Raw genomic sequence first — 23,030 nt, forward strand, 5'->3', positions numbered from 1 at the left:
GTCTAGAAGCCGCCTCCCCCGTCGAACCCGCCGCCTCCGCCGAAGTCACCGCCGCCGCCCCCGAAGTCGCTCGATCCGAAGTCGCCGGAGCTGAAGTCGGCGCCGGAGAAATCGCCGCCCTGGAAGTCCTGGAAGTCTGCGCCGCCGTACTCGGCGGCGTAGGCGGGGGTGGCGAGCATGGAGCCGAGCATGGTGCCCACGAGGAGGCCGGGGAGCATGCCGCCGCCGAAGTAGCCGCCGGCCCAGGGGCCGTAGGCGGGGCCCGCCTCCCAGTAGGGGCGGCGGCCGGTGTCGGTGTCGACGGTCCGGGCCACCGGGTCCAGGCCGTCGTCGAGACGGGCGGCGTCGGCGGCGCAGACCGGGACCTGGCGGGGGGCGCCGCCGGGCGGGGTCCAGATCCGGTCGTCGGCGGCGGGGCCGTGCCGGGGGTCGAAGAAGCAGGGGGGCCGGCGCTCGGGCAGCGGGCGGGACTCGCGGCGGGCGGCCAGCACGGCGAGGGAGAAGCGGCCGTCCTCCAGGGCCTGGGTGACGGCGCGGACCTCGTGCGGCCGGGTGACCGCGCCCATCAGGGACTTGGCCCGGTCGTACGAGTCGAGGGCGCGCTCGTAGTCGCCGCGCATGGCGTCGTCGGCGCCGTGCTCGGCGGGGTGGAAGTCGAGGCGTTCGAGTTCCTCGCCGAAGGCGGTGATGTCCTCGTCGACGACGACCCGGAGCCGGTCGAGGGCGGCGCGCTCCTCGGCCTCCTTGCGGAGCCGGTTGCGGCGGACGACGGCGTAGGCGCCCGCGCCGCCCGCGACGACGACACCGCCGAGGACGACGAGCCCGGCGACGGGGACCCCGGAGTCGTTCGTACCGACCGAGCCCCAGGACGCGGGGGCGGAGCCGCGCATCACCGGCAGGGCCTGGTCGACGAAGTTGTTCAGCTCGGTGGCCGCGTCGGCGCCCGGCTGGCGCACCGAGGTGACGAGGTTGTTCACGGCGTCCCGGGACAGCACCGAGCGGTCGGCGCGGGCGTCGAAGCCGTTGCCGAGGCGGATCGCGTACAGGCCGGTGATGCCGGTCTCCGTGCGGAGGTTCTGGAAGAGGTCCTCCGGCGGGAACTGCGCGTTCGCGGGGAGCACCGCCACGAAGAGCGGCTTGTCCGCGTCCTTGATCTTCTGCGCGAGGGCCTTGGCGTCGGCCGTGGAGAGCTGGCCGGCGGCCCCCGGGTCGACGTAGACCGGGCCCTGTTTCAGGGCGGCGGCCGCGTCGGACACGCCGGTGGCCCTGGCGCTCGCGAGGGGCGCCAGGACCAGCAGCAGGAGCAGGAGCAGCCCGCCGAGGGCCGACCCTCTGGAAATCGCCCTGGTCCTCATGGTTCGACGCTACCCGAACCAGACCGAACGAGACATAGCGGGACTATTCGGCGGGGTCGATCCCGGCGCGCAGCAGGCCGTACGTGAAGGCGTCCTCCAGGGCCTGCCAGGAGGCGGCGATGACGTTCTCGCCGACGCCGACCGTGGACCACTCGCCGTTGCCGTCGCTGGTGGTGACCAGGACCCGGGTCGTGGACTCGGTGCCGTGGCGGCCCTCCAGGATGCGGACCTTGTAGTCGATCAGCTCGAACTTGGCGAGCTGCGGGTAGATCCGCTCCAGGCCGACCCGGATCGCCCGGTCGAGGGCGTTGACCGGGCCGTTGCCCTCGGCGGTGGCGACGATCCGCTCGCCCTTGGCCCAGAGCTTCACGGTCGCCTCGTTGGCGTGGGTGCCGTCGGGCCGGTCCTCGACGATCGCGCGCCAGGACTCCGTACGGAAGTAGCGGCGGGCCCGGCCCTCGGCCTCCTCGCGGAGCAGCAGCTCGAAGGAGGCGTCGGCGGCCTCGTACGTGTAGCCCTTGAGCTCGCGCTCCTTGACCCGCTCGACGACCCGGCCGACGAGCTCGCGGTCGCCGCCCAGGTCGACGCCGAGCTCCTTGCCCTTGAGCTCGATGGAGGCGCGGCCGGCCATGTCGGAGACGAGCATCCGCATGGTGTTGCCGACCAGCTCGGGGTCGATGTGCTGGTAGAGGTCGGGGTCCACCTTGATCGCCGAGGCGTGCAGTCCGGCCTTGTGGGCGAAGGCGGAGACGCCGACGTACGGCTGGTGGGTGGAGGGCGTGAGGTTGACGACCTCGGCGATGGCGTGCGAGATCCTCGTCATCTCGGCGAGGGCGCCGTCGGGGAGGACCTTCTTGCCGTACTTGAGCTCCAGGGCCGCCACGACGGGGAAGAGGTTGGCGTTGCCGACCCGCTCGCCGTAGCCGTTGGCGGTGCACTGGACGTGGGTGGCGCCCGCGTCGACGGCGGCGAGGGTGTTGGCGACGGCGCAGCCGGTGTCGTCCTGGGCGTGGATGCCGAGGCGGGCGCCGGTGTCGGCGATGACGGTGGCGACGACGGCCTGGATCTGGGCGGGGAGCATGCCGCCGTTGGTGTCGCAGAGGATGACGACGTCGGCGCCGGCCTCGTGCGCGGCGCGGACGACGGCCTTGGCGTAGTCCGGGTTCGCCTTGTAGCCGTCGAAGAAGTGCTCGCAGTCGACGAAGACGCGGCGCCCCTGGGAGGTCAGGTAGGAGACGGTGTCGCGGACCATCTCCAGGTTCTCGTCGAGGGTGGTGCGCAGGGCGAGTTCGACGTGCCGGTCGTGCGACTTGGCGACCAGGGTGATCACCGGGGCGCCGGAGTCGAGGAGCGCCTTGACCTGCGGGTCCTCGGCGGCGCTGCCGCCGGCCCTGCGGGTGGCGCCGAAGGCGACGAGCTGCGCGTTCTTGAACGCGATCTCCTGCCGGGCGCGGGCGAAGAACTCCGTGTCGCGCGGGTTGGCGCCGGGCCAGCCGCCCTCGATGAAGCCCACGCCGAACTCGTCGAGGTGCCGGGCGATGGTCAGCTTGTCCGCGACGGTGAGGTTGATGCCTTCACGCTGCGCCCCGTCGCGCAGGGTCGTGTCGAAGACATGGAAGCTGTCGTCGAGGCGCGAGCCCTCGGCGTTCTCCGTGGTCATGGCTGTGATGGCTCCTGTCGGATGTGGCTCCGGAAGGTATGGATCCACTTGCCCCCATTCTCACGCGTCGTCCGCTTCCGGCGTGGGTGGGGCCGGAAAACGAAAAAACCCCTCGCGGGTGCGAGAGGTCTGCGCGCGGGTCTGGGGCACGGTGTCCACTGCCGCGGGGGTCGTTCCGCGATTCAGTGGCCACTGCGGACCGGCGCGCTGCTGCCGATAATCATCGTGGTAGCAAGCACGCCGGAAGTCTGGCACAAGTCCGGGATCAGGCGGACGCCGGTCTCACGATACGGGCAGTTGATCTCGTTTCGATTCGGACGCGGCGGCACCCACCCGCCCCAGATCGATGTCCCGGGTCTCCCGCATCGCGAGGTAGACGACCAGGGAGACGGCCGCGCAGCCCGCCACGTACCAGGAGAAGCCCGACTCGATGCCGGCGTCCTTGAACCAGAGCGCCACGTACTCGGCGGTGCCGCCGAAGAGGGCGTTGGCGATCGCGTACGGCAGGGCGACGCCGAGGGCGCGGACGCCGGTCGGGAAGAGCTCGGCCTTCACGCAGGCGTTGATGGAGGTGTAGCCGGTGACGACGACGAGCGCGAGGAGGGAGAGGCCGAGGGCCGGCCAGAAGGAGCCCGCGTGCTTGAGCATCGTCAGGATCGGGACGGTGAGGAGGGTGGAGCCGAGCGCGAAGGTGATGAGGAGCGGGCGGCGCCCGATCCGGTCGGACAGCCGGCCGGCGAGCGGCTGGAGGCTGGCGAAGACGATCAGGGCGCAGAAGGAGACCAGGGTGGCGGTCTGCTTGGGCAGCCCGGCGGAGTTGGACAGGTACTTGGTGAGGTAGGTGGTGTACGTGTAGTACGCCACGGTCCCGCCCATGGTGAGCGCGATGACGAGGAAGGCCTCGCGCTTGTGCGCCCACAGGGCCTTGAGGGTGCCCCGGTCGCCGCTGTCGGCGCCCGAGCTCTCCTCGTACACCTCGGTCTCCAGCATGGTCCGCCGCAGGTAGAAGACGACGGCCGCGCCGAGGGCGCCGACGACGAACGGGATGCGCCAGCCCCAGGCGTGCAGGGCGTCGGCGGACAGGGTGTGCTGGAGGACGAGCAGCAGGCCGAGGCCGAGGATCTGGCCGGCGGTCATCGACACGTACTGGAAGCTGGAGGCGAAGCCGCGGTGGCGCGGGGCGGAGGCCTCGGTGAGGTAGGTGGCGCTGGCGGCGTACTCGCCGCCGACGGAGAGGCCCTGGAGGAGGCGGGCGACGAGGAGGACGACGGCGCCGCCGTACCCGGCGACGGCGTACGTCGGCGCGATCGCGATCAGGACGGCGGAGGCGGACATCAGGGTCACGGTGAGGGTGAGCGCCGCCTTGCGACCCCTGCGGTCGCCGACCCGGCCGAGGAGCCAGCCGCCGACGGGGCGCATGAAGAAGCCGACGGCGAAGATGCCGGCGGTGTTCATGAGCTTGGCGGTGTCGTCGCCCTCGGGGAAGAAGGCCCCCGCGAAGTAGGTGGCGAAGCTCGCGTACACGAACCAGTCGAACCACTCGACCATGTTGCCGGCGGAGCCGACCCAGATCTTCTTCCAGTGCTCTCGTCCCATGGGCAGGAACCGTGCCGGAGATCACGCGGGGGCAACAAGGGTGCAACGCGCAACGATCGGGAGTACTTACGTGCGTTACGGTCGCGAGATCAGCGTTTCGTCCACGAACTCCCGTACATGGGAGAGGACTTGCTCCCTCCCCGTGCCCGGGATGCCGACGGCGACGTGCACGCTGAAGCCGTCGAGGAGGGCCCTCATCCGGGTGGCGAAGCGGTCCGGGTCGACCGCGCGGAACTCGCCCCGGGAGACTCCCTCGGCGAGGATCGCGACCAGGTCCCGGTGCCAGGCCCCCTCGATGGCGGCCTGCCGGGCGCGGGCGTCGTCGTCGGCGTTCTGCGACCGGTTCCAGACCTCCAGCCAGAGGGTCCAGTGCGGATCGCGGGGCCCGTCGGGCACGTACACGTCGACGTACCCGTCGAGCCGGTCGCGCGCGGTCCCCGGCCGGGAGAGCAGCGCACTCCGCTCGGCGCCGAGCCGCCCCTCGCTCCACTCCAGGGTCTGCAGCAGCAGCTCGTCCTTGGTGCGGAAGTAGTACAACAGGTGCCCGCTGCTCATCCCCACCTGCCGCCCGAGCCCGGCCATGGTGAGCCCGTCGAGCCCCCGCTCGGCGATCGTGTCCATCGCCGCGGCGAGCACGTCCTCCCGCGGAGGGGCGGCCTGGTTGCGCCGACGGGGGTGGGAGGGGGAAGGGGTGGGGTTGCTGCTCTGACTCACTCGTACGTTCTACAGGATCCGGCCGTCGGGCCCGCGCCCGAAGGCGTGCAGCATCACGTCGGCGAGGTCGGCGGCCGGCACGGTGGCCCGCAGTTCCGCGAGGACGGGCGCCAGGTCCTCGTCGCCGATCACGCCCAGGTGCTCCTGGCGCAGGCCGTGGATCACCTCGACGAGGTCGGGGCGGAGCGCCATCCAGGCGCGGGAGGTACGGATCTCCTCGGCCATCGCTTCCATGAACCACCGCATGACGTCGTACGGGATCTGCCGCTCGCTCCGCGGGTGGAACGAGACGGTCGGCTCGCGCGCCGGATCCTCGTCCGGCACGACCCCCACCGCCAGCTGCCGCTGCCCGGACACCTCGTCCAGCTCCACGTACCAGGCGTCGTCGGGGACGGAGTACAGGAAGGTGAGGCCGTACCGGCCGGAGGGGTGCGTGGTCATGGCCGCACGCTGTCACACGGCGTGCGGCCACGACGAGCCGGTTTCTCAGACCTTCGGCTGCTGCTGCGTGATGCAGTGGATGCCGCCGCCGCCCGCGAAGATCGTGCGGGCGTCGACCAGGACGACCTCGCGGTCCGGGAAGAGGCGGCGGAAGATCTCGGCCGCGACCTCGTCGTGCGGGTCGTCGAAGGCGCAGAGGACGACGCCGCCGTTGCACAGGTAGTGGTTGATGTACGAGTAGTCGACCCAGTCGCCCTCCTCGTCCTTCAGGACGGTGGGCGCCGGGACCTCGATGACCTCCAGCGGGCGGCCCTTCGCGTCGGTCTGGCCGCGCAGGATCTCCACGTACATCTTCGAGCGCACGTAGTCCGGGTGGGCCGGGTCCTGCTGGCTGTGGACGAGGACCGTGCCGGGGCGGGCGAAGGCGGCGACGATGTCGACGTGGCCCTGGGTGCCGTAGAGGCCGTAGTCGCCGGAGAGGCCGTGCGGCAGCCAGATCGCCTTCGTGGTGCCGAGCTTGGCGTGGATCTCCTGCTCGACCTGCTCGCGGGTCCATTCGGGGTTGCGGCCGGAGCCGAGCTGGACGGTGTCGGTGAGGAGGACGGTGCCCTCGCCGTCGACGTGGATCGCGCCGCCCTCGTTGACCAGCGGGGACGACTGTACGGGGACTCCCGCGACGTCCGCGACATGGCGGGCGATCTTGGAGTCGTGCTCCCAGCGGGCCCAGTCCTGGGCGCCCCAGCCGTTGAACACCCAGTCCACGGCGGCGAGTTCGGTGCCGTTCGTGACGAACGTCGGGCCGATGTCCCGCATCCAGGCGTCGTCGAGCTCGCGCTCGACCAGGTCGATCTCCGGGCCGAGGAGCGCCGCGGCCGACTCGGCGTCGCCGGGCGCGACGACCATCGTCACGGGCTCGAAGCGGCGGACGGCGCGGGCCACCGACGCCCAGGCCTCGCGGGCCTCGCCGAGCTCCTCCTCGTTCGTGAAGGTGGGGTTGGGGCTGGGCCAGGCCATCCAGGTGCGCTCGTGCGGCATCCACTCGGCGGGCATGCGGAAGGTCATGAGTCAGGTCCTAGAGGAAGTAGAGGCGGTTGAGGGAGACGGACTCGGCCGCCTCGGAGCGGATCGGGGACCCGTCGAGCGAGACGAGGCCCGTGCGGCCGTCGACCTGGACGTCGCCGACGCGGGAGTTGAACCGCAGGTCGGCGGGGCCGATGCCACGGGTGCCGCGCACGGCGACGCGCCGGCGCCGGGTGGGCATGGCGTCGGAGCCGAGGTCGACGGCCGCCTGCGCGACGAACGCGACGGAGAGGTCGGCGGGCGCGGCCCCGTGCGCACCGAACAGCGGCCCGAGGACGAGCGGCTCGCAGGTGTCGGTGGCGGCGTTCGGATCGCCCACGACCCCCCACGCGGGGAAGCCGTTCTTGATGACCATCTGCGGCTTGGCGCCGAAGTACTCCGGTCGCCAGAGCACGATGTCGGCCATCTTCCCGACCTCGATCGAACCGATCTCGTGGGCGAGGCCGTGGGCGATCGCCGGGTTGATGGTGAGCTTGGCCATGTAGCGCAGCACGCGCGCGTTGTCGTCGTGCGCGCCGTCGCCCTCCAGCGGGCCCAGCTCGGCCTTCATCTTCCCGGCCATGGCGAAGGTCCGGCGTACGGTCTCGCCGGCCCTTCCCATCCCCTGCGCGTCGGAGGAGGTGATCCCGATCGCGCCGAGGTCGTGCAGGACGTCCTCCGCGCCCATCGTCCCGGCCCGGATCCGGTCGCGCGCCATCGCCGCGTCGCCGGGCAGGTCGGTCTTCAGGTCGTGGACGGAGACGATCATCCCGTAGTGCTCGGCGACCGCGTCGCGGCCGAAGGGCAGCGTGGGGTTGGTGGAGGAGCCGATGACGTTCGGCACGCCCGCCATCTTCAGGACGTTGGGCACGTGCCCGCCGCCGCAGCCCTCGATGTGGAAGGCGTGGATCGTACGGCCCTCCAGCACCTTCAGGGTGTCCTCCACCGAGAGGCACTCGTTCAGGCCGTCCGAGTGCAGCGCCACCTGCACGTCGTGCTCCTCGGCCACCCGCAGCGCGGTGTCCAGGGCCCGGGTGTGGGCGCCCATGTCCTCGTGGACCTTGAACCCCGAGGCACCGCCCTCGGCGAGCGCCTCCACCAGCGGCGCCGGGTCCGAGGACGAACCCCGCGCCAGGAACCCGATGTTCACCGGCCACGCGTCGAACGCGCTGAACGCGTGCTTGAGCGCCCAGGGCGAGTTGACGCCGACGCCCCAGACGGGGCCGAACTCCTGGCCGATGACCGTGGTGACGCCGCTCGCGAGCGAGGCCTCCATGATCCGGGGCGACAGGAGGTGGACGTGGGTGTCGACGGCTCCGGCGGTGGCGATGAGGCCCTCGCCGGAGACGATCGAGGTGCCGGTGCCGACGACGACGTCGACGCCGTCGAGGGTGTCGGGGTTGCCGGCCCGCCCGATCGCGTGGATCCGGCCCTCACGGATGCCGATCGACGTCTTCCTGATGCCCTGCACGGCGTCGATGACCAGGACGTTGCTGATCACGACGTCACAGGTCTCCCGGACGGCCGCGGCCTTGAGGTGCAGGCCGTCGCGGGCGGTCTTGCCGAACCCGGCCAGGAACTCGTCCCCCGGCTTCTGCGAGTCCGACTCGACGCGGACGACGAGCCCGGAGTCACCCAGGACGACCCGGTCGCCGGCGCGCGGGCCGTGGACGGATGCGTACTCGTACGGGTCCATCAGTTCCCCTCCTTCGGGGCGTCGGCACCGAGATATCCGCAGGCCGCCGCACGCCGCAGGGCCTCTTCCCTGGCGCCGGGCGCGTCCAGCGGGCCGTCGACCAGGCCCGCGAAGCCGATGGCGACGCGGGCGCCGCCGATCGGGACGAGCCCGACCTCGGCCTCGCCGCCCGGGTCGAAGCGGAACGACGCTCCGGCCGGAATGGCGAGGCGCATGCCGTAGGCGGCGGCGCGGTCGAAGTCCAGGCGCGGATTGGCCTCGAAGAAGTGAAAGTGGGAGGTCACGCTCACGGGGACCGTCGCCGTGTTCCGTACGGGGAGGGTGAGCGCCGGTTCGAGCTCCGGGTGTCCGGGCCCGGGCAGCAGCGCGCCCGGCGCCTCGGCGCCCAGGCGGCCTCCGCCGATGGGGGCGGAGACGACCGCGAGCCGCGAGCCGTCATCGAAGACGGCCTCGACGTGGACCTCGGTGACGACGTCGGCGACGCCGGGCAGGACGTCGTCGGGTCCGAGGACGGAGCGGGCCGCCTCGATCGCCTCGGCGAGTCGCTTGCCGTCGCGGGCCGCCTCGCAGACGGTGTCCGCGATGAGCGCGGTCGCCTCGGGCACGTTGAGCCGCAGGCCCCGGGCCCGGCGGGCGCGGGCGAGCTCGGCGGCGCCGAAGAGCAGCAACCGATCGCGTTCCGTGGGGGTCAGTCGCACGCCCCAAACACCTCCTGCAGTTCCGACACGTTTGAGCGACACTCTAAATGTTGAGACGCGAGTCTCCAAGCATTGACGTCATCGACAGGCGTGGGTCACATTGAGCGCCGCTCTAAAATTGTCCCACTCGCCCCCGCAGGGAGTCCTCATGCCGATAGAAACGCGCGGAGTCGACACCATCCCCGAGGCCGAACGCACCAGCGGCCCCCGCGACCTCGTCTCGATCCTGCTCGGTTCCAACCTCTGCCTGGGGGTGATCGTCTTCGGCTGGCTGCCGGTCTCCTTCGGCCTCGGCTTCTGGGCCTCGGTGACGTCCGTGATCACCGGCACCCTCGTCGGCGTCGCCGTCACCGCCCCGCTCGCACTCGTGTCCCTGCGCACCGCGACCAACCTCTCCACGTCCTCCGGCGCCTTCTTCGGCGTCCGCGGCCGGCTCGTCGGCTCCGTGGTCGGGCTGCTGCTCTCGCTCGGCTACACCGCGCTGACCCTCTGGATCGGCGGCGACGTGATGGTGGGCACACTCGCCCGCCTCGTCGGCCTGCCGACCGGAGGCGCCGCCCACGCCGCCGTCTACGCGTTCCTCGCCGCCTGTACGGTGGTCGGCGCGGTGTACGGCTACCGGCTGCTGCTCCGGCTGAGCAAGGCGCTCGCGATCGGCATGACCGTGCTCCTCGCCATCGGCCTGGCCGCCTACGCCGGGGACTTCACCACGACAGCGGTCCCGGACACCCCGTACCTGCTCGGCTCCTTCTGGCCGACCTGGCTGCTCTCCGCCGTCGCGGCGGGCCTCAGCGGCCCCGTGGCCTTCATCACCCTGCTCGGCGACTACACCCGGTACGTCTCCCCCGAGCGGTACAGCGCGAAGACCGTGTGGCGCGCCACCTGCCTGGGCCTGACCGTCGGCCTGCTCGTCCCGCAGCTCTTCGGCACGTTCACCGCACTGGCAGCGCGCGGCGGCCTGGACTACGCGGGCCCGCTCGTCGCCGCGTCCCCCGTCTGGTACCTCGTACCGCTCCTGATCGCCGCCACCGCCGGCTCCGTCGGCAACGCGGGGCTGATGCTGTACTCGATGGGCCTCGACCTCGACGCCATCCTGCCGAAGGCCACGCGCGCGCGTGCCACCCTCGTCGTCGCGGCCGTGGCGACGTCCTTCGTCTTCCTCGGCCACTTCGCCTCGGACGCCCAGACGGCGATGACCTCGTTCGTGCTGCTGCTCACCGCGATCGGGACCCCGTGGGCGGTGATCACCCTGATCGGGCACGCGCGCTGCGGCGGCACGTACGACCCGGAGGCGCTCCAGGTCTTCAACAACCGCTCGCGCGGCGGGATCTACTGGTTCTCGGCGGGCTGGCACCCGCGCGCCACCTTCTCCTGGGCGGTCGGCGCGGCGGTCGGCCTGGCCGCGATGTCGACGCCCCTCTACGAGGGGCCGCTGCTCGCCCTGACGGGCGGGATCGACTGCAGCTTCGTGTTCTCGGGGATCGTGGGCGGCGCGCTGTACGCCGTCCTGACGCCGAACAGGGCTCCCGCGACCGTGACGGCCCCGGAAGCCCTGGCGGCGACGGAGTAGTTACTTGCCGAGCTCGTGCATCCAGCCGTGCTTGTCCTCGGCCTTGCCGGTCTGGACGGCGAGCAGCGCCTCGCGCAGCTTCAGCGTGACCTCGCCGGGCTCGCCGCCCGACTGCTGCCACTCGCCCCGGGCGGACTTGACCGTGCCGACCGGGGTGATGACGGCGGCGGTGCCGCAGGCGAAGACCTCGGTGAGGGTGCCGTTCTCGGTGTCGGCCTGCCACTGGTCGATGGAGACGCGGGCCTCCTCGGACTCGTAGCCCAGGTCCTTGGCGACCTGGAGGAGCGAGTCGCGGGTGACGCCCGCGAGCAGCGAACCGGTGAGGGTCGGGGTGACGAGCTTGTTGCCGTACACGAAGTACAGGTTCATGCCGCCGAGTTCCTCGACCCACTTGTGCTCGACCGCGTCGAGGTAGCAGACCTGGTCGCAGCCCTTGGCCGCCGCCTCGGCCTGCGCGAGCAGGGAGGCCGCGTAGTTGCCGCCGGTCTTGGCGTCGCCGACGCCGCCGGGGACGGCGCGGACGCGGTCCTCGGAGGCCCAGATGGAGACGGGCTTGACGCCGCCGGGGAAGTAGGCGCCGGCCGGGGAGGCGATGACGACGAAGAGGTACTCGTTGGCCGGGCGGACGCCCAGGCCGACCTCGGTGGCGATCATGAACGGACGCAGGTAGAGCGAGGACTCGCCGCCGTGCTCCGGAACCCAGGCCTCGTCCTGCCGGACGAGGACGTCGCAGGCCTCGATGAAGGTCTCCACCGGCAGCTCGGGCATGCCGAGGCGGTGCGCGGAGCGCTGGAAGCGGCGGGCGTTGGCGTCGGGACGGAAGGTGGCGACCGAGCCGTCGGGGCGGCGGTAGGCCTTCAGGCCCTCGAAGATCTCCTGCGCGTAGTGCAGGACGTTCGTGGCCGGGTCCAGGGAGAGCGGGCCGTACGGCACGAGCTGGGCGTCGTGCCAGCCGCGGCCCTCGGTCCACCGGATGGTGACCATGTGGTCGGTGAAGTAGCGGCCGAATCCCGGGTTGGCCAGGATCGCCTCGCGCTCCGCGGCGGACAGCGGGCTGGAGGAGGGCTTGAGCTCGATCGTGGGCGTCGTCATGAGTGCGTGTCCTTCACCGGTTGTGATGGGGAGGACCGCGCGCGCACGCCGTCGACGGGGACTGTCGTCCCTGACGAGCCAGGCGTACGGGCGTGCCCGTATGCCGCGGCCCCACGTTCGATTATCGCCCGTGGGGACCTGTGCGGAAAACGGGTGGCGCGGTCCGGCGTTCGGGGGGGGCGCCCCGCGGCCGCGCATGGGACAGCCGCCGGGCGCTGGTGCGACCCGGCGGCTGCTGTCTGCTGTCAGTCGGCGCGGGTCAGCTCGCTACTCGCGCGGCGAGCGCGTCGCCGATCTCGTCCGTCGTGCGGACGCTGTCACCGCGCTCGGTGAGGTCGGCCGCGACGGCCTCCTCGACCCGGGCGGCCTCGGCCTCGTAGCCGAGGTGGCGGAGCAGGAGGGCGACGGAGAGGACGGTGGCCGTGGGGTCGGCCTTGCCCTGGCCCGCGATGTCCGGCGCGGAGCCGTGGACCGGCTCGAACATGGACGGGAACTCGCCGCTCGGGTTGATGTTGCCCGAGGCGGCGACGCCGATGCCGCCGGAGACGGCCGCGGCGAGGTCGGTGATGATGTCGCCGAAGAGGTTGTCGGTGACGATGACGTCGAAGCGGGCCGGGTCGGTGACGAGGAAGATCGTCGCGGCGTCGACGTGCAGGTAGTCGGTGGTGACCTCGGGGAACTCCGCCGCCACCTTGGTGAAGATGTTCGTCCAGAGGTGGCCGGCGAAGGTCAGCACGTTGTTCTTGTGGACCAGCGTCAGCTTCTTGCGCGGACGGGCCTGGGCGCGGGCGAAGGCGTCGCGGACCACGCGCTCGACACCGAAGGCGGTGTTGACCGAGACCTCGGTGGCGACCTCGTGCTCGGTGCCCTTGCGGATGGTGCCGCCGTTGCCCGTGTACGGACCCTCGGTGCCCTCGCGGACCACGACGAAGTCGATCTCGGGCTGGCCGGCGAGCGGGGTCGCGACGCCGGGGAGCAGCTTCGAGGGACGCAGGTTCACGTGGTGGTCGAAGGCGAAGCGGAGCTTCAGCAGGAAGCCGCGCTCCAGGACGCCGGACGGCACCGACGGGTCGCCGATGGCGCCGAGCAGGATGGCGTCGTGCTTCTTGAGGGAGTCGAGGTCGGCGTCGGTGAGGGTCTCACCGGTGGCGTGGTAGCGCTTGGCGCCGAAGTCGTACTCCTCGGTCTCCAGCTTCACGTCCTGGGGAAGGACGGCCGCGAGGATCTTGAGGCCCTGGGCCACGACCTCCTGGCCGATGCCGTCGCCGGGAATGACTGCGAGATTGATGCTGTGAGACATGTCGGCACCCTACTCTTCGTCCCATCGTCTGACACGTGACGTCCACCATGTGGACGAAGCGCCATGTCGCGGAACGGATGCGGAACAGGATCAGTGGCCGGTGGAGCCGCCGTTGTCACGGCGGTCGAGCGCGCGCTGGAGGGCGGCGGCGGCGTTCTGGCGGGCCTCGTCGCTGGGACGGTTGGCGGAGTGGCGGACGCGGCGGGCGGTCTGAGCGGCCATGAGGGATCGACTCCTTGAGATCAGTGGTGATCCGGATGTGCGGAGATCAGTGGTGATCGAAGGCGCCGGAAGGGGCGGGGAGCGCCGCCGCAGGGGTTGCCTGCACAGGGCATCGCGCTCTCGACCGCCCTTCGCTTGATGAAGCGAGACGTTCGGCTCCTACAAAGCTAGGGCAGTGCTCCGCATCTGTCTCCACAATTACTCGGACTTCCTACTATCTGAGACGGCACACTCAGCCACGGCATCTAGATTGCATTCCTACCTAGGTAGTGATCAGATGTGCCCATGGCCGCAGACCGCAGACCCAGCTGGCTCAAGGGAGTCCTCGACCTGCTCGTCCTCTCCTGCCTGACCGACGGCGAGAGTTACGGGTACGAGATCGCCAAGGCGCTCGACGGAGCCGGCCTGGGCGAGATCAAGGGCGGGACGCTCTATCCCGTACTGAACCGCCTGGAGCAGGCCGGTCTGGTGGAGGCCGAGTTCCGCGCCGCCGAGCGCGGGCCCGGGCGCCGCTACTACCGGCTCACCGGCGAGGGCCGGACGTATCTCGCGGCCGAGAGCGAGGCCTGGTCGGAGTTCCACCGGGCCGTACGGACGCAACTGCACACAGGGGGAACCGCACCATGACCACCGACGCCCATGTCGCCTACTTCGCCGAACTCGCCGACGCGCTGCGCGCCGCGGGCGTGCCCGAGGAGCAGGCCGCGCGGACGGCCGAGGAACTGCGCGGCCATCTCGCGGAGACGGGGAGCGCCCCGGAGGAGGAGTTCGGGCCGGCCGAGGCCTTCGCGGCGAGCCTCGGCGGTCTCGCCCCGGCCCCCGGGGAGCCGGACGAGGCGGCGGAGCACTGGACGTGGACCGCCGACCTCTTCAACGACCGCCGGATGCTGGCCGTCCACGGCGCGCAGGGCTGGGAGGTGGAGGGCCTGGACGGCCTCGGCCGCTTCGTCTGCCGCCGGGCACCCGGGGTCGCGCTCACCTGGGAGTACCGCCGCGAGGTGACCGCGGGACGCAGGCGGACCCGCGTCCTCGACGAGCTCACGCCGGAGGGCTGGGAGCTGTGCGGCGAGTGGCTGGTGTACGGCTACTTCAAGCGGCCGCGCGCGGCGACGGCGGGACCGGAGGGCGCCGTCGACAGGCCTCCGGCCGCCCCGCACCGGTGGCTGTTCCTGAGCCGCCGGGGCAAGGCGGTGCTCGCGGTCTGGTGCCTCCTGGTCGGCGGCGCGCTGACGGCGTTCTTCGTCGGGGCGCTCGGTTCGGCCGGGCTCGCGATCGCGATCGCCCTCACGTCGGCGCTCTCCGCCGCGTACACCTCGCACCTGGAGACGGCCGCGGGCCGCGCCCGCAACCGGGTCTGACCCACCCTCACATCACGTCGCCGTCCCGCCAGTCGAAGACCAGCGGGGCGGCGGGGTCCGGCAGGGCCCGGCCGCCGGCGGGACGCAGGAAGACGAAGCCCTCCTCCTCGGCGAGGTGGACGATCCCCCCGGGCCCGAGCGCTTCGAGGCGCCCCGCCCAGACCTGCCAGCCGCGCGCCCGGTAGAGCGCGGCCCCCTCGTCGGAGGCGCCGAGCGCCCCGAAGGCGTACGCGCCGTCGATCGCCCGCTCCAGCTCTGCCATCACGGCCCCGCCGAGCCCCCGCCGCCTGAGGCCGTCCCGGACGGCGACCCCTTCGACGTATCCGACGCGGTGCGAGCGGCCCCGGTGGAGCGCCCGGCGCTGCACGACGGCGCCGTGGGCGGCGATGCCCCGCTCGTCCTCGATCCAGGCGTGGAGGCCGCCGAGGGTGTGGTCCCAGTCGTCGTCGGAGAAGTCGCCCTCGAAGGCGGCGTCGAGCATCTCGCGTACGGAGCGGAGCCGGGCGGCTCCGAGTTCATGGGTGGGCGCGATCCTCACGGTCATGCCTCACCCTCCCACATTCGCCTAACCCTTAAAAAGTTATTGACAGGTTAGCCCGATCCCTGCTTGAGTCGTCCCGTAACCAGTGAATAACGAGTAAGGGGTTAGAACGATGTCCGTGCTGCCGACCCACCACCGCACCGTCACCGTCCGGGGCCATGAGATCGCCTACCGCGAGGCCGGCCCGGCCGACGCCCCCGTCCTGCTCCTGCTGCACGGCTTCCCCACCAGCTCGCACATGTTCCGCGACCTGATCCCCCTGCTCGCCGACGACTACCGGCTCATCGCCCCCGACCACCTGGGCTTCGGCCGCAGCGCGGCGCCGCAGGACTTCGACTACACCTTCGCCGCGCTCGCCGAGCTCACCTCCGAGTTCACCGAGGCCCTCGGCCTGGACCGGTTCGCGCTCTACATCCAGGACTACGGCTCCCCCATCGGCCTGCGCCTCGCGCTCGCCCACCCCGAGCGGATCACCGCGATCGTCACCCAGAACGGCAACGCCTACGAGGAGGGCCTCGGCGCCGAGGCCTGGGCGCCCGTCCTCGCCCTGATCGAGAAGCGCACGCCCGAGACCGAGGGGCCGGTCCGCGCCATCCGCTCCCTGGACGGCATCAGGTGGCAGTACGAGACGGGCGTCCCCGCCGAGTACCGGGACCTGCTCAGCCCCGACGCCTGGCACCACGACGCCATCCTGATGGCCCGCGAGGGCCAGGACGCCATCCAGCTGGGCCTGATCGCCGACTACGGCTCCAACTTCGCCCTCTACCCGGCCTTCCAGGAGTACTTCCGCACCTCGCGGGTCCCCCTCCTCGCCGTCTGGGGCGAGGGCGACCAGGTCTTCGTCCCCGCCGGCGCCGAGGCCTTCCGCCGCGACCTCCCGGACGCCGAGATCCACCTCCTTCCCACGGGCCACTTCGCCCTGGAGACCCACGCGCCGGCGATCGCGGAGCTGATCGGCGACTTCCTGAAGCGGCACGCGGGGGAATGAGAACCGCCCCCGTCCTCGGTTGGGGGACCGGGGAGGGGGGCGGTGATCAGGGACCGCTCGCGCGGCGGGTGGGCATCAGCCCATGTGCGGGTAGCCGTACTCGGTCGGCGGGACCAGCGTCTCCTTGATGGCGCGGGTCAGCGTCCAGCGCATCAGGTTCTGCGGGGCACCGGCCTTGTCGTTGGTGCCGGAGGCGCGGCCGCCGCCGAAGGGCTGCTGGCCGACGACGGCGCCGGTCGACTTGTCGTTGATGTAGAAGTTGCCCGCGGCGAAGCGGAGCTTCTCCATCGTGTACGCGGCGGCCGCGCGGTCGCCGGAGATGACCGAGCCGGTGAGGGCGTAGTCCGAGACCGACTCCATCTGGGTCAGCATCTCGTCGTACTTTTCGGCAGAGCTGTCGTCGTACACGTGGATCGCGAGGATCGGGCCGAAGTACTCGGCCTTGAAGACCTCGTTCTCCGGGTCGTCGCAGACGATGACGGTCGGGCGGACGAAGTAGCCCACCGAGTCGTCGTAGGTGCCGCCGGCGATGATCGTGCAGCTCGGGTCGGCCGCGGCACGGTCGATCGCCGCCTTGTTCTTGGCGAACGAACGCTCGTCGATGACGGCGCCGATGTAGTTCGACAGGTCGGTGACGTCACCCATCTGGATGCCGTCGATCTCGGCCGCGAACTCCTCCTTGAAGCCGTCGTTCCAGATGGACGCCGGGATGTACGCGCGGGAGGACGCGGAGCACTTCTGGCCCTGGAACTCGAAGGAGCCGCGGTTCAGCGCGGTCTTCAGGACGGCGCGGTCGGCGCTGGGGTGGGCGACGACGAAGTCCTTGCCGCCGGTCTCGCCGACGATCCGCGGGTACGAGCGGTACTTCTCGATGTTGTTGCCGACCGTCTTCCACAGGTGCTGGAAGGTCTTGGTCGAGCCGGTGAAGTGGATGCCGGCCAGGTCGCGGTGGTTCAGGGCCACCTCGGAGACGGCGATGCCGTCGCCGGTCACCAGGTTGATGACGCCCTTCGGCAGGCCGGCCTCCTCCAGGAGCTCCATGAGGAGCACGGCGGAGTGGGTCTGCGTCGGGGACGGCTTCCAGACCACCACGTTGCCCATGAGGGCGGGGGCGGTGGGCAGGTTGCCCGCGATGGCCGTGAAGTTGAACGGCGTGATCGCGTAGACGAAGCCCTCGAGCGGACGGTGGTCCAGGCGGTTCCACACGCCCGGGGAGTTCGCCGGCGGCTGCTCGGCGAGGATCTGGCGGGCGTACGCCACGTTGAAGCGCCAGAAGTCGACGAGCTCGCACGGGGTGTCGATCTCGGCCTGCTGCGCGGTCTTCGACTGGCCGAGCATCGTGGACGCGGCCAGCGTCTCGCGCCACGGGCCGGCGAGCAGCTCGGCGGCGCGCAGGATGATCGCGGCGCGGTCGTCGAAGGACATCGCGCGCCAGGCCGGGGCGGCGGCCAGGGCGGCGTCGATGGCGTCCTGGGCGTCCTGCTGGGTGGCACCGCGGAAGGTGCCGATGACGGCCTTGTGGTTGTGCGGCTGGACGACCTTGAACTCCTCGCCGCCGCCGAGGCGCTTCACGCCGCCGATGGTCATCGGCAGCTCGCGCGGGTTCTCGGCCAGCTCCTTGAGCTTGGTCTCCAGACGGGCACGCTCGGGGGAACCGGGGGCGTAGCTGTGCACCGGCTCGTTGACCGGAGCGGGGACCTGGGTGACAGCGTCCATGAGTCTCGTAACTCCTTGTGAGAGGTGGGCTCAGCCCTTGGTGAGGATGGAGCGGACGAAGAAGAGGAGGTTGGCCGGCTTCTCCGCGAGGCGGCGCATGAAGTAGCCGTACCAGTCGGTGCCGTACGCGGTGTAGACGCGCATGCGGTGGCCCTCGGCGGCGAGACGGTTCTGCTCCTCGCTGCGGATGCCGTACAGCATCTGGAACTCGTACTCGTCCAGCTTGCGTCCGGCACGCCGGGCCAGCTCCTGGGCGATGGAGATCAGGCGCGGGTCGTGCGAGCCGATCATCGGGTAGCCCTCGCCGTCCATCAGGATCTTCATGATCCGGACGTACGCCTTGTCGATCTCGGGCTTGTCCTGGATGGCGACGGACTCGGGCTCCTTGTAGGCGCCCTTCACGATCCGGACGCGGGAGCCGTTCGCGGCGAGGCGGCGGGCGTCGTCCTCGGTGCGGAAGAGGTAGGCCTGGATGACGCAGCCGGTCTGCGGGAAGTCCTTCCGCAGCTCCTCGTGGATGGCGAACATCGAGTCGAGGGTGGTGTGGTCCTCGGCGTCCAGGGTGACGGTGGTGCCGATCTCGGCGGCGGCCGCGACGACCGGGCGGACGTTCGCGAGGGCCAGCTCGTGGCCGTTCTCGAGCGACTGACCGAACATCGACAGCTTCACGGACATCTCGGCGCGGGCGCCGAGGCCCAGCTCCTTGAGGCGGCCGATGAGCTCCAGGTAGGCGTCCCGGGCGGCGTACGACTGCTCGACGGTGGTGATGTCCTCACCGACGACGTCGAGGGTGACCTCCAGGCCGCGGTCGCTCAGCTCGGAGACGATCGGGACGACGTCGTCGACCGTCTCGCCGGCGATGAAGCGGGCGACGACCTGCTTGGTCCCGGGGGCGGCCGAAACGATACGGCGCATCTTGTCGCTGCGCGACGCGGCGAGGATCACGGGACCCAGCACGGGGCACCTCCAGAGGGCAAAGGTAGGACGGGGCCGTAACCGGATGAAAGGAACGAACCGGGAACAGCACGGAGAACCACCGTGAAACCTATGGATCGCTCCGATCGTCCGCCATCTACAGCTGTCACGCATCCGTGGCCCGCGCCTCATACATCTGTCTGACGGGCGCGGCGCCGAGTGCGAGAATGTGGCCGTGAAGGGCGATTACCAGGAGCTGGTGGACGAGATCTCGGCGCTGCTCGGCGAGCCGGCGACGCTGGAGAACCGCGACTTCGGACTGATCGCCTTCGGGGCCCACGACAGCGACGACGACAGCGCGATGGACCCGGTCAGGACCCGCTCGATCCTGACCCGGAAGTCCTCCCCCGCGGTCCGCGCCTGGTTCGAGGGCTTCGGCATCACCCGGGCGACCGGCCCGGTCCGCATCCCGGCCGCCCCCGACGCGGGCGTCTTCCGGGACCGCATCTGCCTTCCCGTACGCCATCGGGGTGTCGTCCTCGGATACGTATGGCTGCTCGACGCCGAGCCGGGCCCCTCGCACGCGCAGCTCACCGCCGCGATGGAGGTCGCCGCCCGCATCGGCGAGCTGCTCGCCGACGAGGAACGGGCGGGCGCGGACCTCTCCCGGGAACTCCGGGCCGCCCTGACGGCGGAGCGCGGCTGGCAGTACGACATGGCCCTCACCGCCCTGCGAACCGCCCTCGGCCCGGACGCGGAGGGCCTCCACGCGCTGGTCTGCCTGGCCCCCTGGCCGGCGGAGGACACCCCGTCCCCCCGCACGATCCCAGGGGCGGCGGCCCTGTGCACACTGCCGTGGCGCCCGGCGGCGGGCCCGGCGTCCGGCGCCGGCGCGGGTGCGGCCTCCGGCGCCGCCTCCGCCCCGGGCCGGCAGGCCCCGGGCCCCGCGTCCCGAACCGGCCCGGGTCCGGCCGCCGCCTCCGCCTCAGGGCGCCCGGGCGTCGACGTCGCCCCCAGCCCCTACGTCCCGGGCACCACCCCCGCCGACGGCGCCGCCGCCCGCGCGCTCGCCGTGCTCGTGCGGCTGCGGTCGGCCGACAACCTCTCCCCCGCCACCGGCGCGGCGAACCGGCTGCGGGGGGCCGCCGTCGCGGGGGTGGCCACACCCCGGCGGGGGCTCGCGGAGCTCGACACCGCCTGGCGGGAGGCCTGCTCCGGGGCGCGGGCCGCGCTCGTGCAGCCGGCGCTCGGGCCGGTCGCCGAGTGGGCGGCCATCGGCCCGTACCGGCTGCTCACCGCGCTGCCCCCGGCCGAGCCGGACCCGGCGGTCCGCGCGCTGCTCACCCCGGCGCACACGGAACTGGCCCGCACGGCCGAGGCGTTCCTCGACCACGCGGGCCAGGCGGGCCGCACGGCGGCGGCCCTGGGCATCCACCGGCAGACGCTCTACTACCGCCTCTCCCGGGTCGAACAGCTCACCGGCCTCGACCTGGACGCCGGCGAGGACCGCCTGCTGCTGCACATGGCGCTCAAGGCGACCCGGCTGTAGCGGTCCGCGTCAGGCGCCGACGGGTTCCGCCCCGTCCACGGCGACCGTCCGCGTCGCCGACGCGTCCGCGGAGATCTTCGCCAGCTGGGCGGCGGCCCCGATCAGCAGGCCCGCGGCGAAGAAGCCGGCGAGGATCGCGGTGGTGCGGCGGCGCGTGCGCATGGATGCCTCCCGGCGTGGACTCCGGACTCCCGTGGTCCCGGCCATCACAGCAGCCCGGCGTCGACGGAGGCGACGACTCCGACCGGATCCGCCCCTACTGACCCTCCATCAGGACCTTGAGCCCTTCGGTGAGGTCGTCCGCGCTCGGCGCCGTCTCCGGGTCGACCATCCACTGGATCATGACGCCGGTCGCCAGGGCCTGGAGCAGCAGTCCGGCCACCCGGGCCTTCTCCGGCTCCGCCTCCGGGTCGATGCCGAGCATGCCCTCGGCGATGCCGAGCCGGCCCTCCCGCTGCGGCTCCTTGATCGCCTCGCGGAGCTTCTCGTCGTCGTCGAGCCGGGTGACGACCTCGGTCTGGAGCTTCCAGACGGGGCGGCTGGCCTCGGCGGCGCCGATGAGCTGCGCCCAGGTCGCGCGGAAGCGCTCGTACGGATCGGCCGGGAGGGTGACGGCGCCCTCCTCCTCCCCGTCCGGGAGGCTGACCCGCTCCCCCCACTCCTCGGTGACGGCGAGGAAGGCCTGCTGGAGCAGGGCGTCCTTGGAGCCGTAGTGGTAGCCGATGGAGGCGAGGTTGGTGCCCGAGGCGGCGACGATGTCGCGTGCAGTGGTGCGCCCGTACCCCTTCTCCAGGAGGCAGCGCTTGGCGCCTTCGAGGAGGTCTTCCTTGTGTCCCATGACAGCACTGTACCCGGTCTCTAGACACTTGTGTAAGACGAGCGTCTAGAGACCGGGTACGAGGTGGCGTGCGTCAGATCAGGTTGACCGAGCGGGCCGAGGCCGCGCCGATCTCCTCCGCGATCTCCGCGATCACGGAGGCCGGGACGGTGTCGTCCACGGTGAGCACGACGAGCGCCTCGCCGCCCTCCTCCGCGCGGGAGACCTGCATGCCGGCGATGTTCAGACCGGCCTCGCCGAGGATCCGGCCGACGGTGCCGACGATGCCCGGGCGGTCCTCGTAGCGCAGCACGACCATGTGGTCGGCGAGCGCCAGGTCCACGTCGTAGTCGCCGACCGCGACGATCTTCTGCAGGTGCTTGGGGCCGGCCAGCGTGCCGGAGACCGAGACCTCCTGGCCGTCCGACAGGGTGCCGCGCACGGTGACCATGTTGCGGTGGTCGGGCGACTCGGAGCTCGTCGTCAGGCGCACCTCGACACCGCGCTCCTGCGCGAACAGCGGGGCGTTGACGTACGACACGGTCTCGTCGACCACGTCCTCGAACACGCCCTTGAGCGCGGAGAGTTCGAGCACCTTCACGTCGTGCTGGGTGATCTCGCCGTACACCTCGACGTCGAGCCGGGCCGCGACCTCGCCCGCGAGGGCGGTGAAGATCCGGCCGAGCTTCTCGGCGAGCGGCAGGCCCGGCTTCACGTCCTCCGCGATGACACCGCCCTGGACGTTGACCGCGTCCGGGACCAGCTCGCCCGCGAGCGCCAGGCGCACCGACCTGGCGACGGCGATGCCGGCCTTCTCCTGGGCCTCGTCCGTGGAGGCGCCGAGGTGCGGGGTGCAGACGACCTGGTCGAGCTCGAAGAGCGGGGAGTCCGTGCAGGGCTCCTTCGCGTACACGTCGAGGCCGGCGCCGGCGACCCGGCCCTCCTTGAGGGCCGAGTACAGCGCGGCCTCGTCCACGATCCCGCCGCGCGCGGCGTTGACGATGCGGACCGACGGCTTGACCTTGTGCAGCGCCTCGTCGCCGATGAGACCGATGGTCTCCGGGGTCTTGGGCAGGTGGACGGTGATGAAGTCGGCGACCTCCAGGAGCTCGTCCAGGGCCAGCAGCTTCACCCCCATCTGGGCGGCGCGGGCCGGCTGCACGTAGGGGTCGTACGCGACGATCTTCATGCCGAAGGCGGACATGCGCTGGGCGACCAGGACGCCGATGCGGCCGAGGCCGACGACGCCGAGGGTCTTCTCGCTGAGCTCGACGCCCGTGTACTTCGAGCGCTTCCACTCGCCGTTCTTCAGCGCGGTGTTGGCCTGCGGGATGTTGCGCGCGGTGGCGACGAGCAGGCCGCAGGCGAGCTCGGCCGCGGTCACGATGTTGGACGTCGGGGCGTTCACGACCATCACGCCGGCCTTGGTGGCGGCGGAGACGTCGACGTTGTCCAGACCGACACCGGCGCGGGCCACGACCCGGAGCTTGTTCGCGGCGGCGATGGCCTCGGCGTCGACCTTGGTCGCGGAGCGGACCAGGATCGCGTCCACATCGGCGATGGCGGGGATCAGCTCGGCCCGGTCGGCGCCGTTGCAGTGCCGGATCTCGAAGTCCGGTCCCAGGGCGTCGACAGTGGCGGGCGACAGCTCTTCAGCGATGAGTACGACAGGTTTCGAGCTCACGTGAGTCCTCACAGAGGCAGTGCGGACGGCCGTCCCGACGGCCGCAGGCGGTGGAGGGG

Annotated in this window: 22 protein-coding genes; 5 read left to right on the forward strand and 17 right to left on the reverse strand. The window is 71.7% G+C overall.

Annotation, left to right across the window (positions count from 1 at the left end; genetic code table 11):
- Window positions 1-2 precede the first annotated feature (2 nt).
- The 8 genes from ACFYX3_RS18370 to ureA form a co-directional block, all read right to left on the reverse strand.
- Window positions 3-1,355, reverse strand: a complete 1,353-nt coding sequence (locus ACFYX3_RS18370; RefSeq protein ID WP_389014271.1) for a hypothetical protein — start codon at window positions 1,353-1,355, stop codon at window positions 3-5.
- A 43-nt stretch (window positions 1,356-1,398) separates the two neighbouring features.
- Entirely contained in the window at window positions 1,399-3,015 is a 1,617-nt protein-coding gene (gene cimA / locus ACFYX3_RS18375) for a citramalate synthase (protein WP_382661676.1), read from the reverse strand.
- A 282-nt stretch (window positions 3,016-3,297) separates the two neighbouring features.
- On the reverse strand, window positions 3,298-4,611 hold the full coding sequence (locus ACFYX3_RS18380; protein WP_389014274.1) for an MFS transporter: 1,314 nt from the start codon (window positions 4,609-4,611) through the stop codon (window positions 3,298-3,300).
- Between the two features lie 75 nt (window positions 4,612-4,686).
- A complete protein-coding gene (locus ACFYX3_RS18385) occupies window positions 4,687-5,232 on the reverse strand; it encodes a TetR/AcrR family transcriptional regulator (protein ID WP_376592602.1) in 546 nt (181 codons plus the stop codon).
- A 102-nt stretch (window positions 5,233-5,334) separates the two neighbouring features.
- Entirely contained in the window at window positions 5,335-5,766 is a 432-nt protein-coding gene (locus ACFYX3_RS18390) for a hypothetical protein (RefSeq protein ID WP_389014277.1), read from the reverse strand.
- A 45-nt stretch (window positions 5,767-5,811) separates the two neighbouring features.
- Window positions 5,812-6,828: an agmatine/peptidylarginine deiminase gene (locus tag ACFYX3_RS18395; RefSeq protein WP_382661671.1), complete on the reverse strand. Its 1,017-nt coding sequence runs from the start codon at window positions 6,826-6,828 to the stop codon at window positions 5,812-5,814.
- A 10-nt stretch (window positions 6,829-6,838) separates the two neighbouring features.
- Window positions 6,839-8,521 carry an urease subunit alpha gene (locus ACFYX3_RS18400; protein WP_382661670.1) on the reverse strand — a complete coding sequence of 561 codons (1,683 nt, stop codon included), beginning with the start codon at window positions 8,519-8,521 and terminating at the stop codon, window positions 6,839-6,841.
- The gene (gene ureA, locus ACFYX3_RS18405; RefSeq protein ID WP_376592555.1) at window positions 8,521-9,219 is read right to left on the reverse strand and encodes an urease subunit gamma; all 699 of its coding nucleotides are present in this window, start codon (window positions 9,217-9,219) and stop codon (window positions 8,521-8,523) included. Before ureA ends, ACFYX3_RS18400 begins: the two co-directional genes overlap by 1 nt.
- Before the next feature lie 148 nt (window positions 9,220-9,367).
- On the opposite strand from ureA, the gene ACFYX3_RS18410 reads away from it, so the two are divergent.
- Window positions 9,368-10,789 carry a cytosine permease gene (locus ACFYX3_RS18410; RefSeq protein WP_389014282.1) on the forward strand — a complete coding sequence of 474 codons (1,422 nt, stop codon included), beginning with the start codon at window positions 9,368-9,370 and terminating at the stop codon, window positions 10,787-10,789.
- On the opposite strand, the gene ACFYX3_RS18415 is transcribed toward ACFYX3_RS18410, so the two are convergent.
- The 3 genes from ACFYX3_RS18415 to ACFYX3_RS18425 form a co-directional block, all read right to left on the reverse strand.
- Window positions 10,790-11,881, reverse strand: a complete 1,092-nt coding sequence (locus tag ACFYX3_RS18415; RefSeq protein WP_389014285.1) for a branched-chain amino acid aminotransferase — start codon at window positions 11,879-11,881, stop codon at window positions 10,790-10,792.
- Between the two features lie 259 nt (window positions 11,882-12,140).
- Window positions 12,141-13,181, reverse strand: coding sequence for a 3-isopropylmalate dehydrogenase (locus tag ACFYX3_RS18420; RefSeq protein WP_116158683.1), 1,041 nt, complete (start codon window positions 13,179-13,181; stop codon window positions 12,141-12,143).
- 90 nt (window positions 13,182-13,271) lie between these two features.
- Window positions 13,272-13,403 carry a hypothetical protein gene (locus ACFYX3_RS18425; RefSeq protein ID WP_256341282.1) on the reverse strand — a complete coding sequence of 44 codons (132 nt, stop codon included), beginning with the start codon at window positions 13,401-13,403 and terminating at the stop codon, window positions 13,272-13,274.
- Window positions 13,404-13,688: 285 nt separating this feature from the next.
- Between ACFYX3_RS18425 and ACFYX3_RS18430 the strand changes: the two genes are divergently transcribed.
- Both ACFYX3_RS18430 and ACFYX3_RS18435 read left to right on the forward strand, forming a co-directional pair.
- A complete protein-coding gene (locus ACFYX3_RS18430) occupies window positions 13,689-14,030 on the forward strand; it encodes a PadR family transcriptional regulator (protein ID WP_382661667.1) in 342 nt (113 codons plus the stop codon).
- The gene (locus tag ACFYX3_RS18435; RefSeq protein ID WP_376592564.1) at window positions 14,027-14,761 is read left to right on the forward strand and encodes a hypothetical protein; all 735 of its coding nucleotides are present in this window, start codon (window positions 14,027-14,029) and stop codon (window positions 14,759-14,761) included. The genes ACFYX3_RS18430 and ACFYX3_RS18435 overlap by 4 nt, the downstream gene beginning before the upstream one ends.
- A 7-nt stretch (window positions 14,762-14,768) precedes the next feature.
- Here the strand turns inward: ACFYX3_RS18435 and ACFYX3_RS18440 are convergent, their stop codons facing one another.
- Window positions 14,769-15,305, reverse strand: coding sequence for a GNAT family N-acetyltransferase (locus ACFYX3_RS18440; RefSeq protein WP_389014290.1), 537 nt, complete (start codon window positions 15,303-15,305; stop codon window positions 14,769-14,771).
- Between the two features lie 109 nt (window positions 15,306-15,414).
- On the opposite strand from ACFYX3_RS18440, the gene ACFYX3_RS18445 reads away from it, so the two are divergent.
- Window positions 15,415-16,290: an alpha/beta fold hydrolase gene (locus tag ACFYX3_RS18445; protein WP_389014293.1), complete on the forward strand. Its 876-nt coding sequence runs from the start codon at window positions 15,415-15,417 to the stop codon at window positions 16,288-16,290.
- A 75-nt stretch (window positions 16,291-16,365) separates the two neighbouring features.
- Here ACFYX3_RS18445 and pruA read toward each other — a convergent pair whose 3' ends face one another.
- Window positions 16,366-18,006, reverse strand: coding sequence for an L-glutamate gamma-semialdehyde dehydrogenase (gene pruA, locus ACFYX3_RS18450; RefSeq protein WP_389014296.1), 1,641 nt, complete (start codon window positions 18,004-18,006; stop codon window positions 16,366-16,368).
- Between the two features lie 30 nt (window positions 18,007-18,036).
- Window positions 18,037-18,963: a proline dehydrogenase family protein gene (locus ACFYX3_RS18455; RefSeq protein WP_376592570.1), complete on the reverse strand. Its 927-nt coding sequence runs from the start codon at window positions 18,961-18,963 to the stop codon at window positions 18,037-18,039.
- A 193-nt stretch (window positions 18,964-19,156) separates the two neighbouring features.
- Here ACFYX3_RS18455 and ACFYX3_RS18460 point away from each other — a divergent pair, with 193 nt between their 5' ends.
- The gene (locus ACFYX3_RS18460) at window positions 19,157-20,470 is read left to right on the forward strand and encodes a PucR family transcriptional regulator (RefSeq protein ID WP_389014301.1); all 1,314 of its coding nucleotides are present in this window, start codon (window positions 19,157-19,159) and stop codon (window positions 20,468-20,470) included.
- Between the two features lie 9 nt (window positions 20,471-20,479).
- On the opposite strand, the gene ACFYX3_RS18465 is transcribed toward ACFYX3_RS18460, so the two are convergent.
- From ACFYX3_RS18465 to serA, 3 genes are all read right to left on the reverse strand, one after another.
- Complete coding sequence (locus ACFYX3_RS18465) at window positions 20,480-20,632, reverse strand: hypothetical protein (protein ID WP_389014304.1); 153 nt, start codon at window positions 20,630-20,632, stop codon at window positions 20,480-20,482.
- A 94-nt stretch (window positions 20,633-20,726) separates the two neighbouring features.
- On the reverse strand, window positions 20,727-21,308 hold the full coding sequence (locus ACFYX3_RS18470) for a TetR/AcrR family transcriptional regulator (RefSeq protein WP_352027655.1): 582 nt from the start codon (window positions 21,306-21,308) through the stop codon (window positions 20,727-20,729).
- A gap of 73 nt (window positions 21,309-21,381) precedes the next feature.
- The gene (gene serA / locus ACFYX3_RS18475; protein ID WP_389014307.1) at window positions 21,382-22,971 is read right to left on the reverse strand and encodes a phosphoglycerate dehydrogenase; all 1,590 of its coding nucleotides are present in this window, start codon (window positions 22,969-22,971) and stop codon (window positions 21,382-21,384) included.
- Between the last annotated feature and the right edge of the window lie 59 nt (window positions 22,972-23,030).

Source organism: Streptomyces sp. NPDC002463 (assembly GCF_042889835.1).
In the GTDB taxonomy this organism is placed as follows: domain Bacteria; phylum Actinomycetota; class Actinomycetes; order Streptomycetales; family Streptomycetaceae; genus Streptomyces; species Streptomyces nymphaeiformis.